The sequence below is a fragment of the Plantactinospora soyae genome (assembly GCF_014874095.1).
Taxonomy (GTDB): Bacteria; Actinomycetota; Actinomycetes; order Mycobacteriales; family Micromonosporaceae; genus Plantactinospora; species Plantactinospora soyae.
The window spans coordinates 5,110,124-5,124,816 of sequence record NZ_JADBEB010000001.1; the positions used below are offsets into that span (position 1 = coordinate 5,110,124).

Annotated in this window: 10 protein-coding genes; 6 read left to right on the forward strand and 4 right to left on the reverse strand. The window is 72.0% G+C overall.

The features are described 5' to 3' along the window. The first annotated feature begins 129 nt into the window (after positions 1–129). Positions 130–642 (forward strand): GbsR/MarR family transcriptional regulator, encoded by a 513-nt coding sequence (locus tag H4W31_RS22710; protein WP_225945637.1) that lies wholly within the window; start codon positions 130–132, stop codon positions 640–642. A gap of 85 nt (positions 643–727) precedes the next feature. On the opposite strand, the gene H4W31_RS22715 is transcribed toward H4W31_RS22710, so the two are convergent. The 3 genes from H4W31_RS22715 to H4W31_RS22725 all read right to left on the reverse strand — a co-directional run bounded on the left by H4W31_RS22715 (position 728) and on the right by H4W31_RS22725 (position 7,812). Continuing rightward, a complete protein-coding gene (locus H4W31_RS22715) occupies positions 728–6,601 on the reverse strand; it encodes an eIF2A-related protein (protein ID WP_192768493.1) in 5,874 nt (1,957 codons plus the stop codon). Beyond that, positions 6,588–6,998: a CU044_2847 family protein gene (locus tag H4W31_RS22720; RefSeq protein WP_192768494.1), complete on the reverse strand. Its 411-nt coding sequence runs from the start codon at positions 6,996–6,998 to the stop codon at positions 6,588–6,590. Before H4W31_RS22720 ends, H4W31_RS22715 begins: the two co-directional genes overlap by 14 nt. 160 nt (positions 6,999–7,158) lie before the next feature. Then, positions 7,159–7,812, reverse strand: coding sequence for an alpha-ketoglutarate-dependent dioxygenase AlkB (locus H4W31_RS22725; RefSeq protein ID WP_192768495.1), 654 nt, complete (start codon positions 7,810–7,812; stop codon positions 7,159–7,161). 265 nt (positions 7,813–8,077) lie between these two features. Here H4W31_RS22725 and aspS point away from each other — a divergent pair, with 265 nt between their 5' ends. After that, positions 8,078–9,904, forward strand: a complete 1,827-nt coding sequence (gene aspS / locus H4W31_RS22730; protein ID WP_192768496.1) for an aspartate--tRNA ligase — start codon at positions 8,078–8,080, stop codon at positions 9,902–9,904. Between the two features lie 75 nt (positions 9,905–9,979). Here the strand turns inward: aspS and H4W31_RS22735 are convergent, their stop codons facing one another. Then, positions 9,980–10,567, reverse strand: a complete 588-nt coding sequence (locus H4W31_RS22735; RefSeq protein ID WP_192768497.1) for a hypothetical protein — start codon at positions 10,565–10,567, stop codon at positions 9,980–9,982. Here H4W31_RS22735 and H4W31_RS22740 point away from each other — a divergent pair. From H4W31_RS22740 to H4W31_RS22755, 4 genes are all read left to right on the forward strand, one after another. After that, positions 10,551–11,651 carry a hypothetical protein gene (locus H4W31_RS22740; protein WP_192768498.1) on the forward strand — a complete coding sequence of 367 codons (1,101 nt, stop codon included), beginning with the start codon at positions 10,551–10,553 and terminating at the stop codon, positions 11,649–11,651. The two genes, H4W31_RS22735 and H4W31_RS22740, sit on opposite strands and share 17 nt — an antisense overlap. Positions 11,652–11,766: 115 nt before the next feature. After that, on the forward strand, positions 11,767–12,591 hold the full coding sequence (locus H4W31_RS22745) for a sugar nucleotide-binding protein (protein WP_192768499.1): 825 nt from the start codon (positions 11,767–11,769) through the stop codon (positions 12,589–12,591). A 108-nt stretch (positions 12,592–12,699) separates the two neighbouring features. Beyond that, on the forward strand, positions 12,700–13,365 hold the full coding sequence (locus H4W31_RS22750; protein ID WP_192768500.1) for an ArsR/SmtB family transcription factor: 666 nt from the start codon (positions 12,700–12,702) through the stop codon (positions 13,363–13,365). Next, positions 13,362–14,684 carry an MFS transporter gene (locus H4W31_RS22755; protein WP_318783351.1) on the forward strand — a complete coding sequence of 441 codons (1,323 nt, stop codon included), beginning with the start codon at positions 13,362–13,364 and terminating at the stop codon, positions 14,682–14,684. Before H4W31_RS22750 ends, H4W31_RS22755 begins: the two co-directional genes overlap by 4 nt. Positions 14,685–14,693: the final 9 nt, after the last annotated feature.

Sequence of the window (14,693 nt, forward strand, 5' to 3'; positions counted from 1 at the left end):
CTTCTTATCGTTTTCTGTAGAAGAAGGGCCCCTTCCTAACACCCCGCTCCGCACATCGCTGCGGCGACGCGTTGGCTCGGTGACGCGTTGTTGAGGCAGAATTACCCGATCTTCACAAACTAAAGAAGGATGATGATGACCCGAACCGAGGGCCAGCGGGACGAGGAAGCGGTCCGTCGCTTCGTCGAGCAGTTCGCGCTGACCTTCAGCGATCTGGGCGTACCCCGGATGCCGGCCCGGGTGCTGGCCGCGCTGATGGTGACCGACCAGCCCGGACTCACCGCCGGCGAGATCAGCGAGGGGCTCGGGGTCAGCCTGGCCGCCGTCTCCGGAGCGGTGCGCTATCTCCAGCACGTCGGCCTGGCGGTCCGCGAGCCGGTGCCCAACTCCCGGCGGGACCGCTACCGCGCCCTCGGCGACGCCTGGTACGCACAGAGCATCCGGGACGGGCTCTACCAGAAGCTCGCCGACATGATGCACCAGGGCGTACTGGCCGTCGGCGACGAGACCTCGCCGTCGGGCGAGCGACTGGCCGAGATGCGGGACTTCCTGCTCTTCGTCCAGGCGGAGATGGGCGTGCTCTTCGAGCGCTGGGACAAGCTCCGCCAGGCGAGACGGGAACAGCAGGCAGAACACTCCTGAGCCCGACCCGCTCCGATCCACGCCGGCTCCGCCGCCCCGCCGCCCCGCCGCCGAGAGTCGGCACGTCCCTCCGGCGCCCCGCCGCTCAGCCGCCGAGGATCGACGCGTCCTGCGGTGCCGGACGCAGCCCCGGGACGTACGGATCCAGCTCCCCCGGCTCGAACCGGCACAACTTGATGTTCCACCACAACACGTTGCCCGGATTGCCGTTGATCCGGTACGAGCCGTCGGGCAGCAGTACGGCGTACCCGTCGTCGGGCAGGGCGACCAGAACCGCGCACTCCTGGCCGGTGGTGGTGTTCCAGATCCGGACGGTGTTGTCGTAGGAGCCGGTGGCGAGTCGGGTGCCGTCGGGGGAGTAGGCGAGGGCTCTGATCTCGTTGATGTGGCCGGTGAGGATTGTGGTGGATTCGCCGGTGGTGGTGTTCCAGATCCGGACGGTGTTGTCGTTCGAGCCGGTGGCGAGTCGGGTGCCGTCGGGGGAGTAGGCGAGGGCTCTGATCTCGTTGATGTGGCCGGTGAGGATTGTGGTGGATTCGCCGGTGGTGGTGTTCCAGATCCGGACGGTGTTGTCGTTCGAGCCGGTGGCGAGTCGGGTGCCGTCGGGGGAGTACGCCAGCGCTCGCACCCAGCTGGTGTGGCCGGTGAGGGTGAGGGTGGATTCGCCGGTGGTGGCGTCCCAGATGCGGGCCGTGTTGTCCCAGGAACTGGTGGCGAGCCGGGTGCCGTCCGGGGCCCAGGCCGCGACGGACGCGTCGTTGCTGTGGCCGGTGAGGGTGATGGATTCGCGGGTCGTCGGGTTCCAGATCCGCGCCGTGTCGTCGTCGGAGGCGGTGGCGAGGCGGGTGTCGTCGGGGGACCAGGCGACGGAGGCGACCGGCCCCTCGTGCCCGACCAGGGTGGTGGTGCGCTGCCCGGTCGCGGTGTCCCAGATCCGGGCGACGTTGTCCGAGGAGGCGGTGGCGAGGCGGGCGCCGTCGGAGGTGTAGGCGAGACCGGTGACCCACCTGCTGTGGCCGTAGACGGTATCGACGCGGCCGGTGGCGGTGTTCCAGATGCGGACGGTCCGGTCCCTGGAGGCGGTGGCGAGGCGGGTGCCGTCCGGGGACCAGACGACGCCGGTGATCGACGCCCGGTACCCGTCGAGGACACCGGTCAGCGCACCGGTGGCGGTCCAGATCCGGGCGCTGTTGTCGTACGAGGCGGTGGCGAGGTGGTTGCCGTCCGGGGAGTAGGCGACGTCGGTGACCCAGTTGAGGTGTCCGGTGAGGGTGGCGGTGGTCTGGCCGGTGCTGGTGTCCCAGATCCGGGCGGTCCGGTCCCTGGAGGTGGTGGCGAGGCGGGTGCCGTCGGGAGAGTAGGCGACGGACCTGACCAGGTCGCCGTGCCCGGTGAGCGTGGTGATGGGCTGGCCCGTGTCGAGGTCCCAGATCCGGACGGTGTTGTCGTAGGAGCCGGTGGCGAGGTGGTTGCCGTCGGGGGAGTAGGCGACGTCGGCGACCCAGTCGGTGTGTCCGGTCAGGGTGAGGATGGTCCGGCCCGTGTCGAGATCCCAGATCCGGACGGTGCTGTCGTAGGAGCCGGTGGCGAGGTGGGTGCCGTCGGGCGACCAGGCGACGGTGTTCGCGGCCCGGCGGTGCCCCCTGAGGGTGGCGGTGGTCTGCCCGGTGCCGGTGTCCCAGATCCGGGCGGTCCGGTCCCGGGAACCGGTGGCGAGGTGGGTGCCGTCGGGGGACCAGGCGACGTCGGTGACCGAGTCGGTGTGACCGGCGAGGATGCTGGTGGCCTGGCCGGTGCCGATGTCCCAGATCCGGGCGGTCCGGTCCTTGGCGGCCGTGGCGAGGCGGCTGCCGTCCGGCGACCAGACGAGGCGGTCCACGTCGCCGGCGTGGCCGGTCAACAGCGCCAGGGTCCGGTGGTCGTTGCGGTCGACCAGTTCCACCACGTTGCCACGACTCAGCGCGATCAGCGGGCTGGTCGGCGAGAACGCCACACAGTGCAGCGGACCACCCGGCGCCACCGTCGCGGTGGCCCGGTCCCGGCCCGGTATCGACGCGGCCGCCAGGGCGGCCGAGGTCGTGGCGGAATCTGCCGGAAGTTCGGTGCCGAGCAGGGCCGCCCGACTCCACTGGCTGCCCTCGAGTGCCGCCTGCGCCAGTCTGCCGCCGAGCAGGCGGGCCGCCGTGAAGTCGGCAACCCGCAGGTCCGCACCGGTCAGGTCGAGGCCCTCCAGCCGCATGCCGCGTAGGTCGGCACCGCGTAGGTCGGCACCGCGCAGGTCCTGCCCGGCGAGGTCCTGCGACCGCAGGTCGACTCCGGCCAGGCTCTGCCGGGCCGGGCCGGCCGCCGTCGTCGGGCTCATCACGCCGACCCGCTCCCGGACGTCGAGGGCGTTCCGCTTGGCGATCGTCGAGGCGGCCGAGTCCGCCAGGACGGAGCTGGCCCAGGCGGCGGCGGGGCCGTGTCCGGCGAGGTCGCAGAAGAATCCGACCATCAGCGGCGAGAACCGGCGGGCCCCGAGCACCACGGACGGATCACCGTCCGCCAGGGCCTGGGCGGCGGCGTCCGCCACCAGCCATTCCATGATCGACTGATGCACGAAGGCGAAGGCGTCGTCGTCGGCGCGTACCAGCAGACTGCCCGAGGCGACCGAGTGGGCCGCCTGGTCGGCGTCGTAGCCGCGCTCGGCCAGCCGGGTCAGCGTCGCGCCCACCTCGGCCGAGAGGGTGTTGAGCGGAATGGAGGCCTCCGTCGAGGCCCACAGCCGGAGCGCCAGCGCGGTACAGGCGGTGAGTCGTTCCCGGTCGTCCAGCGAGGGCTTGCCACGCCGGTGCTGCTGCCGGTTGGCCTCACCGACCAGCCAGAAGTCCACCAGCTCCCGGTACAGCTCGGCGGCGCTGATCCGCCCCTGGCGACGCTGCACCTCCCGCAGCCGTTCCTCGTCGAGTCCGGCGATGAAGGCGAGCATCCGTGGATTGCGGGCCAGCCCGAGCAGGTCGTCGATCTCGGTGAGCAGACCGTACCGAGCCCGTGCCGCGGCGGCGTCCCCGTCGTAGAGGTTGGTGAGGAACTGCATGATCTGCTCGGGCGTGAAGTCCTCCAGGACCACGACACGGCTCGCGGTCAGCCCGGCGACCCGGTCGCCGAGGGCGGTACGCACCTGGGTGGTCGACCGGAAGTGTTGGGTCCGGCTGGTCAGCACCACCTTGGCCCGATCGGTGACCGATTCCAGCAGGGTCCGCAGATAGTCGGTCGCGTTGTCGTAGCCGAGCCGCAGTTCCAGTTCGTCGAAGCCGTCGAAGAGCAGAGCCAACCGACCGCTGCGGATCATGTAGCGGAGCTTGGCCGGATTGATGTCCTCGACCTGGTGCCGGATCAGATGCTGGGCCAGCAGTTCGTCCAGGGACGGGGCCTTCTCCAGGCTGCGCAACTCCACCAGCACCGGCTGGAGATCCGGCAGCGAGTCCGACAGGGTGTACGCGAGATGGCGGAGCAGGGCGGTCTTGCCCCGGCCGAAGTCGCCGAGCACCATGACCAGGCGGGCGGTGTCGTCGCCGAGCCAGCGGACGACGCGCTGGTCCAGTCCCTCGTGCACCTCGTCGTCGGCGTACGCGTCGATCAGGCGGTACCGCTGCGGCAGGTACATCGCGGGCGGATAGACCTTGTCGCCGACCAGCCGGGCCGCCTGCCGGTCCAGCAGCGGCCCGAGGTCCAGCAGACCCTGGTACGCCACGAAGTTACGCAGGTGGACGCCCTGCCGCCGGGCCAGCCCGACCAGTTCCTTCGGGGCGGGCGGGCCGGGGTGGACGAGTTCGGAACGGGCCTTGAGATCGGCGGCGGCGAAGGTGGCGTGCACCGTACCGGCGAAGTGTGCGATCACCTCGGCGGTGGGTGGCCCGTCGAGCACGCCCACCGCCCACTGCTCGACGCCGTCGCCGTCCGGCAGCGGATTCGAGACCCGGAGGTAGTTGGCCCCGGGGCGGGCGACCACCGTTGCCCGGGGCAGCCGGACCCGGGTGGCCTCCAGCACCCGGCCGAGGAAGTCGTCGTCGGAACGGCCCGGGTCGTAACCGTGGAGATCCGCCGAGACGGCGACGTCGCCGAGTTCCACCCCACGGGGTCCCGACTCCGGCTGATCCTCCACCGATCCTCCGGCCGGGAGGCTGGCGTCCACGTTGGTCAGCTCGTACGGCTGATGCTGGCGCCAGTCCGAACCCGTACGGCTGATCCGGGTGTCGCCGATCCAGCGGCGCTGCCCCACGGCGTACTGCCGGGCGTACCGGGTGAAGCCGGTCCGGCCGATGGTGACCAGCTGGTACTGGTTCGGCACCTCGGCCGGTCGGGCGTCGGCGTCGACCGCCGCGCTGCCGGTGGAGAGGGCGACCAGCCCGGACGGCAGCCGGTGCAGCCGCCCGTCGTGGGTGTGCCCGTGCAGCAGCAGGTTGACCAGTCCCGGTTCGCCGAGGATCCGGTCAAGGTCGTCGGCGTCGCGCAGGTTCTCCTCGTCGTCGACCGCCCCGCGTACGACGTTGTGATGCACCGCCGCGAGCCGCAGCCAGCCCCGCGACCGGTAGTCGGCCAGCCGGTCGGCGAACCAGCGCAGTTGCGTCTCGCCGACCCAGCCGTAGTGATCGGCGTCGCGATGGCTCTCCGCCATCGTGGAGTTCAGCCCGGCGACCACCACCGCCAGGCCGGGTACCTCGAACAGGGTCCACGGCTCGTCCGGGGTGAAGCTCACCCCCGGTACGTCGGCGTAGAAGTCCTCGAACGCCGCGGTGAACTGCTTCCACTTGGGGAAGTACGGCGGAACCGGTACCCGCTCCTCGCCCTCCTCGCTGATGAAGTAGCCCTCGCAGGACTTCCGGTTGACGTCGTGGTTGCCGGGAACGATCACCACTCTGTCCCGGGGCAGCTCGGCCGCCTCGGACAGCGCCGCAAGGAACTCCGTGACCTGGACGAACTCGCTGCCCAGCCCCCACTCCGCGAGGTCGCCGGTGACCAGCAGCAGGTCCGGCAGCAGGCCATGCTGCTCGGCCAGTCCGGTCAGGTCCTGGTGCAGTCGGGTGTGCAGGGTGTCGTACGTCTGGTCGGCCGGGGTCTGGCCGTTGCCGCCGAACAGGTGGTGCCGGCCGAACTGCGGATCGGAGACGTGCAGCACCGTCAGTCGCTCGTCGCCGTTGCGGCTCTGCGTACCGGCCGGCCGAGGGTCGCCCGACCTGCTCGCCGCCCCGCTCCGGCTCCGCTGCCGGACCACGGTCCGGGGATCGAGGACCTCCGGCCAGGTCAACCGGAGCCGGTCGGCCGCGATCGCGTAGCTGTCCCGGTCGCCGGAGTGGGCCGGCGCGGCGAGGGCGAGCATGCCGACCACCCGGCCGGACGTGTCGTCGTACACCGGGCTTCCGCTGTAGCCGGGTTGGACCCGCAGCGCCGCGTCGGCGCCGGAGTCGAGCTGGATCCGGCCGCCGCCGACCAGGCCGCGCAACACGGTCGGTACCCACGCCCCGGACCGCCGTGGCGGGGTGCCCGGATAGCCGAAGACGGAGAGGGCGTGGCCGGCCCGGGGCAGGTTCACCGCCAGCCGGGCCGGGTGGGCGCCGGCCGGTGCGTGCCCCTCCAACAGCACCAGTCCGGCGGTGTCGTCGCCGGGGCTCCGCTCGCCGGGTGGGGGTGTCCAACGCTCGACCCGAGCCTGCCGACCCGGTCCGTCGTCCTCGCCGGGTAGCAGCGGGAACTGCACGAGAACGGGTGAGTCGGGCAGCGGCTGGGACCGCAGCGGCAGGCCGAGGGCGACGTTGACCACGTGCGCGCAGGTCAGGATCTCCCGGGGCCCGACCAGCGTGCCGACGCCGACCGGTTCACCGGCCGGGCCGAGGATCCGGACGACGAACGGCTCCGGTCGGGGTACGGCGCCCGGGAGCGGCGTGTCGGCCCGACTCAGCCTGGCGTCACCGCCGAGCATGGTCGTCCGACACCGCAGGGGCGCCCGCAACCGCCGATTCCGCCGGTCCGGCCGCTGAGGTGGTATCGGGGGCCGGCGGATCGGGGCGCTTCCAGCACAGCGTCACCGTGAAGTGCACCTCCGTGCTGCCCTTGGCCACCACGATGCCGGTCTCCGCCCCGAGCTTGATGCCGAACTCGACCGTCACCTCGTCCGGGGCCATCGCCGCGAGTCCGTTCCGTACCGCCTGAACCGCCGGCCGGAGCTGGTCCAGGGCCTGTTCGAGGGTCTGTCCGGCCCGGGCGAGCACCTCACCGGGACGGGCGGCGAGGACCAGGTCGGCCGGCAGGTCCACCTCGGTCGCCTCGACCAGCAGTTGCCCGCCGCCCTCCACCGGTACGTCGATCAGGTACGTCATGCGTCCGGTCACCTTCCGCTGTGGTCACTGGCCGGCATCACCCTAATCGGCGGGTGCGATCACCAGGAGTCGACGTGACGGTGACGGGTAGACCGAACGCCGATCCGGCCCTGGCAGGACGACGTCCATCAGGGAGGACGGTTCCCGCCCGGGCGGGCGCTCAGGCGACGCCGACGGGTCGGAACTGCACGCTGACCCGGGGGCCGACCGGTCGGGACGTCTTCGGGATGGCGTGTTCCCAGGTCCGTTGGCAGGAACCGCCCATCACGACCAGGTCGCCGTGGCCGAGCGGGAACCGCAGGCTCGTCCCGCCGCCGCGCGGACGCAGCAGCAGGGGGCGGGGCGAGCCGAAGGAGACGATCGCCACCATCGTGTCCTCGCGGGCCGAGCGACCGGTGGTGTCACCGTGCCAGGCGACGCTGTCCCGCCCGGTGCGGTAGAGACACATCCCGGCGGTGACGAACGGCTCGCCCAACTCGGCGGCGTAGTGCCGGGTCAGGGTGCGCCGGGCCGCGGTGAGCACCGCGTGCGGTAGCGGCTCGTCCCCGGCGTACCAGCGGAGCAGGCGCGGGACGTCGACCACCCCGTCGTACATCCGGCGGCGTTCCGCCTGCCAGTCGACGTCGGTCAGCAGCGTGTGCAGTACCGCGTCGGATCCGTGGACCCAGCCGGGCAGGTGGTCGACCCAGGCGCCCCGGGTCAGCACGTGCCGGCGGATCCGTCCGGCGAGTGGGCCGAGTCCGGCGCCGTCGCCGACGATGCCGTCATCCGTGGCGAGGTCCAGCATCGAGGGCTGGTAGGCGCCGGCTGTCATCCGGCCATGGTAATCCTGCTCGAACGCCAGTACGAAGAGGTGGCGATGTGTCGAGTAACCAGCTGTCCACGGGCCCGGCCGCTCCTCGTGGTGGCCGTTCCGTCGGTCATCGGCGCCCTGCTCGCCGGCATCCTCGTCCGGAGCAGGCCAGCACCGGTCCACCGGACGAGTTGACCGGGTGGGACGCCGGGTGGTTCGGGCCGCCCTGACAGAATGTCGGGGCAGCAGTCCGGACCGCCCGGTTACTTGTGAGGAGACAGTTGTCGTGATCCGTACCCATGACGCCGGCACCCTGCGTGCGGCGCACGCCGGCACCACGGTGACCCTCGCCGGTTGGGTGGCCCGTCGACGGGACCACGGCGGCGTCATCTTCGTCGACCTGCGGGACGGCTCCGGCGTGGTGCAGGTGGTGTTCCGCGAAGGCATGGACTCGGCCCACGCGCTGCGCAACGAGTTCTGCATCAAGGTCACCGGCGAGGTGACCCGCCGCCCCGAGGGCAACGACAACCCCGAGCTGCCCACCGGCGAGATCGAGGTCACGGTCAACCGACTGGAGATCCTCTCCGAGGCGGCGCCGCTGCCGCTGCCGGTGGACGACCAGGTGGAGGCCGGCGACGACGTACGGCTCAGGTACCGCTACCTCGACCTGCGCCGGAGCGGTCCGGCCCGGGCGATGCGGCTGCGGTCCCGGGCCAGCCACCTCGCCCGGGGTGTGCTGCACGACCGCGACTTCCTGGAGATCGAGACCCCGACCCTGACCCGCTCGACGCCGGAGGGCGCGCGCGACTTCCTGGTCCCGGTACGCCTCCAGCCCGGAACCTGGTTCGCCCTGCCGCAGTCGCCGCAGTTGTTCAAGCAGCTGCTGATGGTCGGCGGGATGGAGCGCTACTACCAGATCGCCCGCTGCTACCGGGACGAGGACTTCCGGGCCGACCGGCAGCCGGAGTTCACCCAGCTCGACATCGAGATGTCGTTTGTCACTCAGGACGACGTGATCGAGCTCGGCGAGGAGATCGTCAGCACGCTCTGGCGGGAGCTGGCCGGACACGAGATCAGCCAGCCGATTCCACGGATCACCTGGCACGACGCGATGGACCGGTACGGCTCGGACAAGCCGGACCTCCGGTACGGCGTCGAGTTGACCGAGCTGACCGACTACCTGCGCGGCACCGAGTTCCGGGTGTTCGCCGGGGCGATCAACGCCGGTGGGTACGTCGGGGCGGTGGTGATGCCGGGCGGCGCCGGGCAGACCCGCAAGGAGCTGGACGGCTGGCAGGACTGGGCCAAGGCGCGCGGTGCCCGTGGCCTGGCGTACGTGGTGCTGGACGCCGAGTCCGGCGAGGCCCGGGGACCGGTGGCCAAGAACCTCTCCGCGGACCACCTCGGCGGGCTGGCCGACGCCGTCGGCGCCAAGCCGGGTGACGCGGTCTTCTTCGCCGCGAGTACCCAGCGACGGGAGGCTCAGGAACTGCTCGGCGCGGCCCGGATCGAGATCGCCAAGCGGGCGGGACTGATCGACGAGAGCGCCTGGGCGTTCTGCTGGGTGGTCGACGCGCCGATGTTCGAGCAGGTCTCCGACGCCGAGAACGGCAGGGCGGGCGGCTGGACCGCCGTCCACCACCCGTTCACCTCGCCGAACACCGACTGGCTGGACCGGTTCGAGGAGGCTCCCGACCGGGCGCTGGCGTACGCGTACGACATCGTCTGCAACGGCAACGAGATCGGCGGCGGCTCGATCCGTATCCACCGGGCCGACGTACAGCGTCGGGTCTTCGACCTGCTCGGGATCAGCCCGGACGAGGCGACCGACAAGTTCGGGTTCCTCCTGGAGGCGTTCAAGTACGGCCCGCCGCCGCACGGCGGCATCGCGTTCGGCTGGGACCGGGTCTGCATGCTGCTGGCCGGCGCGGAGTCGATCCGCGAGGTGATCGCGTTCCCGAAGACCCGGGGCGGGTTCGACCCGTTGACCAGCGCACCCACCCCGATCACCGCGCAGCAGCGGGCGGAGGCGGGCATCGACGCCAAGCCGAAGGCGGCTGCCGCGCCGACCGGCGGAACCGCCGGGGTCGCGGCTCCGGTCGAGCCCTCCTGACCGACTCGTGCCGGCTCGTCCCCGGCCGACATCTTCTCGGCCGGGGGTGGGCGGCAAAAGACTTGCCTCGGATGCTCATACTCGGACCATGGCGCCCAACCCTGATCTGATTATCGACATAGACCCGAGCGAGGCCGGGTCGGAAATTGTCCGGACCGTTGTCCTGCCGTGGTCCGGACAGAGCATGCCGCTGCGGATCCCCGGCGGACTCAGCGACGGCACTGTCCTCCGACTGCCGGGCATCGGACCGGCGACGATGCCCGGGGGACCACCCCGGGACGCGTACGTCCAGGTCCGGATCGTGCCGGGCGGAGGCGGTGCGGTCCCACCACAGTTCGGTGGCGTGCCGTTCGGTGCGACTCCGCCGCCGACGTCGGCCCCGCCCACGACGCCTTTTGGCGCCACCCCGCCGCCCACGTCGGCCCCGCCCACGACTCCGTTCGGCGCGCCGCAGCCGAACCCGTACGGCGGGCCGCCCACGACGCCGTTCGGTGCGACTCCACCGCCGACGTCGGCCCCGCCCACGACGCCGTTCGGCGCGGGCCCGGTGCCGCCCATGTCGGGGCCGCCCATGTCCGGGCCGCCCATGTCGGGCCCGCCCATGTCGGGCCCGCCCATGTCGGGGCCGCCCATGTCGGGGCCGCCCATGTCCGGGCCGCCCATGTCGCCGTACGGTGCGGGTCCGTTGCCGCCGAACGCCCCGTTCGGTGGGCAACCGCCGCAGTTCGGTGGACCGCCCCAGTTCGGCGCCTTCCCGCCACCGCCCGCCAAGTCCGGCCGGGGCAAGATCCTCGCCATCGTTGGTGGTGCGGTCGCCCTGGTGCTGCTGATCGCGCTCGCCGTGCCGCTGCTGTTCTGGATGAACGGCCGGGACTCGGACGGCCCCGGGAAGAACGCCTCGGGCTCCGGCGGTAACACCCCGGCCGCCGCCCAGCCGATCAGCGCGCAGGAATACCAGGCCCTGCTGGCCGAGGTCGACAAGTCGGTGACGCCGGCCTTCACCAAGCTCAGTGGAGCGAAGAACCCCAAGGCGGTCGGTTCGGCGGTGGACGGCATCGAGACCGCGCTGAACCAGCAGATCGAGGCGCTCTCCAAGGTGGTGCCGCCGGCGAACGCCGCCACGGCGCACGCCGACCTGCTCCGTGGGCTGGAGGGCCTGGGCGACTCGGTGGCCGAGACGGGTTCGGCCGCCGGTGCCGGGGAGGTCTGCCTCGGCTCGTCGGCGCTCGCGCGGCTCAGCCGGGAGGCGGCGAGCGACGACGTGCGGTCCGCGCAGCAGGCGCTCGCGTCGGCGGATCCCGCGCAGCCGTACCAGGTCGGCTCGTTCGTGCCGAAGAAGACCACGGACACCAACCGGCGGATCAAGAACGGTACGTTCCTGAAGCGGGTCCGCAGCGGTCAGGGTCAGCTCAAGATCGAGAACGGTGGCAGCACCGACGCGGTGATCAACGTCGTCCTCGGTAGCGCCAAGACCCCGACGGTGAGCGTGTACGTCCGGGCCAAGGGGAAGCTCACGGTCTCCAGCATCAAGGACGGCACGTACCGGATCTTCATGACCAGTGGTAAGGACTGGGATGCGAAGGCCAAGGCGTTCAGCCGCGACTGCGACTTCTCGCGTTTCGAGGACACCTTCAAGTTCACCACCACCTCCAGCCAGTACACGATCTGGACCATCACGTTGACTCCGGTGGCGGGCGGCAACGCGCGTACCAGCGATGTCGACCCGGACGCCTTCCCGGGCGGCTGAGCGGTACCGGGGTCGCCGGTCGCGACGAGATGAGTACGGCGCCTGCTGACGGTGTGCCGGTCGGGTCCACGGACCCGGCCGGCACGTCCGTGCGGTGCCGGCGGAGGTCGGGCCGGTGACGTTGCTCGTGGTCGGGGCCAGCGGCCACCTCGGCGGCGAGGTGTGCCGCCGGGCGCTGGCCGGCGGGTGGCCGGTGGTCGGGACGTACCACCGGGCGGCCGGCGTCGTCGACGGTGTGGACTGGCGCCGGCTGGACGTCCGGGACTCCCGCGCGGTGCGGGCGCTGGTTCACCGGGTCCGGCCCCGCGCGGTGGTCAGCGCCAGTTACCTGTACGGGGACTGGGCGGTCACCGCCGACGGTGCCGCGTACGTGGCGATGGCCGCCGCCGACGTGGGAGCCCGGCTGGTGCACCTGTCCAGTGACGCGCTGCACGGCGGGCGCCCGGAGCCGTACCTGGACGACGAGCCGCCGACCCCGGTCTACCCGTACGGTGCGGCGAAGGCGGCGGCGGAGACGGCGGTCCGGCTGGTCCATCCGGCGGCGGCGGTGCTGCGCTGCTCGTTGATCGTCGGCGACGCGCAGAGCAAGCAGGTTCGGCTCTGTCTCGACGCCCTCGCCGGGGTGCCCGGGGTGGCGGTCTTCCGTGACCTGGTCCGGTGCCCGGTGTCGGTGGTGGACCTCGCCGAGGCGGTGATCGAACTGCTCGACTCCGACGTTGCCGGCCCGCTGAACCTGGGCGGCCCGGAGGCGGTCGACCGGGTCGAACTCGCCAGGCTGGTCGCCCGGCACCACCGCCTCGATCCCGGTGGACTCCAGATCTCCAGCACCGCCCTGGCCGGGTCGCCCGTGCCGGCCGAGGTACGCCTCGACAGCACCCGGGCCGGGGACCTGCTCAAGACCCGGCTCCGCGGCGTCAGCGAACTGTTTCCGGCCGGCTGAACCCTCCGCACTCTCCGTTCGACAAGACTCCCGTGGGTCGGGGAGCTTCGCCGTGTGCGCCATGCATAACTATTGTGCACAGAGCTTATGCACAAGTATTGTGCAAGCATGTCGAGTTCATCATCGAGCCCCGAAGACAGCTCGTCCCAGGTCCGGCTGGGCGGCGCGCAGATCCGCGTCCTGGCCCATCCGCTCCGGGCCCGGCTGCTGGTCGCGCTACGTGCCGACGGCCCGGCCACCGCGACCGGACTGGCCCAGACGCTGGGGACGAACTCCGGGGCGACCAGCTACCACCTGCGTCAGCTCGCCGACGCCGGGCTCGTGGTGGAGGAGCCCGACCGGGGTGCCGGTCGGCAGCGTTGGTGGCGGGCGGCGCATCAGCTGAGCAGCTGGAGCGCGAGCGACTTCGACGACAATCCGGACGCCCGCGCGGCGGCGGACTGGCTCCACCGGTACGCGCTCCGGACCCACGCGGACCAGGCCGAGCGCTGGGTGGCCGGCCAGCACCGCTATCCCGCGCAGTGGCGGGACGCCGCCAGCCTCTCCGACTTCCTGCTCCGGCTGACTCCAGCGCAGCTCCGGCAGCTCAACGACGATTTGTACGCCGTGGTCGACCGCTACCGGCACACGTTCCCGGCGATCGACACCCCGGCCGAGGCCGATGACGGCACCGAACAGGTTCTCCTCTACTTCCACAGCTTTCCGGTCCGTGGCCCGATCGCGCTGGCCGGCTCCGACGACCTCGCCCGTTCCGACGAAGAGGAGCAGCCGTGACCACACTGACCGGTCGTCAGGCCCGACGCCGCTACCTGGTACTGCTCGGACTCCGGTGGCTGCCGGTCGGATTCATGATTCCCGTCATGACCCTGCTGCTGCTGGAGCGAGGGCTCAGCCTGCCCGAGATCGGCCTCGTCGCCGCCGCGCAGGGCCTGGTGGTGCTGGCGCTGGAGCTGCCGACCGGCGGCCTCGCCGACGCACTGGGCCGCAAGCCGGTGCTGGTCGCCGCCGGGCTGATCAATCTCGGCTCGCTGGCCCTGTTCATGGTCGCCGACTCGTTCGGCCTGTTCGTCCTGACCTTCGTGCTGATGGGGATCTTCCGGGCCCTGGACAGCGGCCCACTCGAGTCCTGGTACGTCGACGCCGCGCTGGCCGCCGATCCTGACACACCCATCGAGCAGGGGCTCAGCGGCGGGGGAGTGGTCCTCGGCGTCTCCATCGGCGCCGGGGCACTGGCCAGCGGCGGCCTGGTCGCGCTGGGCCCGATCGGCCCGGTCAGCGCGCTCACCCTGCCGCTGGTGGCCGCGATCGCCCTGGAGATCGTCTGCCTGGTCGCCCTGCTCCTGCTGCTGGTCGAGGTGCGCCCGGCCGGCGGGGTCGGCACACTGCGCAGTTCGCTGCGGGCGGTACCGGGCGTGATCGGGGGCGCGTTCGGGCTGCTGCGCCGGTCCCGGATCGTGCTCGCGCTGGTCGCCGTGGAGTTGTTCTGGGGCTTCGGCATGGTCACCTTCGAGGTGCTGCTCCCGGTACGCCTCTCCGAGGTGCTCGGTGATCCGGACCGGGCGGCGGCGCTGCTCGGTCCGACCGCCTCGGCGGCCTGGCTCGCCTCCGCGGGGGGCGCGGCGCTGATCGCGTACGCCAGTCGGTGGCTGGGGGTGCCGCTGAGCGCCGCACTGCTCCGGATCCTCCAGGGGGCGACCGTGGTCGGGATGGCCCTGCTGGCCGGTCCGGTCGGGATCATCGCCGCCTACCTCTTCTGTTACGCCGTGCACGGCGCGTCCAACCCGATGCACATGGGACTGCTGCACCGGCAGGTCGACGGCCCGTACCGGAACAGCGTCGTCTCGCTCAACTCGATGGTGGCCCAGCCGGCCGGTGCGCTCGGCGGGGTGCTGCTGACCGCGCTGGCCGGTGCGACCACGGTCAGCACGGCGATGCTGGTCGGCGCCGTGGTGCTGGCCGCCGCCGCCCCGCTCTACCTGCCCGCCTGGTGGGCGGCCCGGCGCTCGCCCGCAGCCGCCGCACCGGACCTGGTCCGCCAGCGGGTCGCCGAGCCGGAGCACGGGGGTGAGTCGGTGAACCCGAGCCGCGGCTGACGCCCCGGC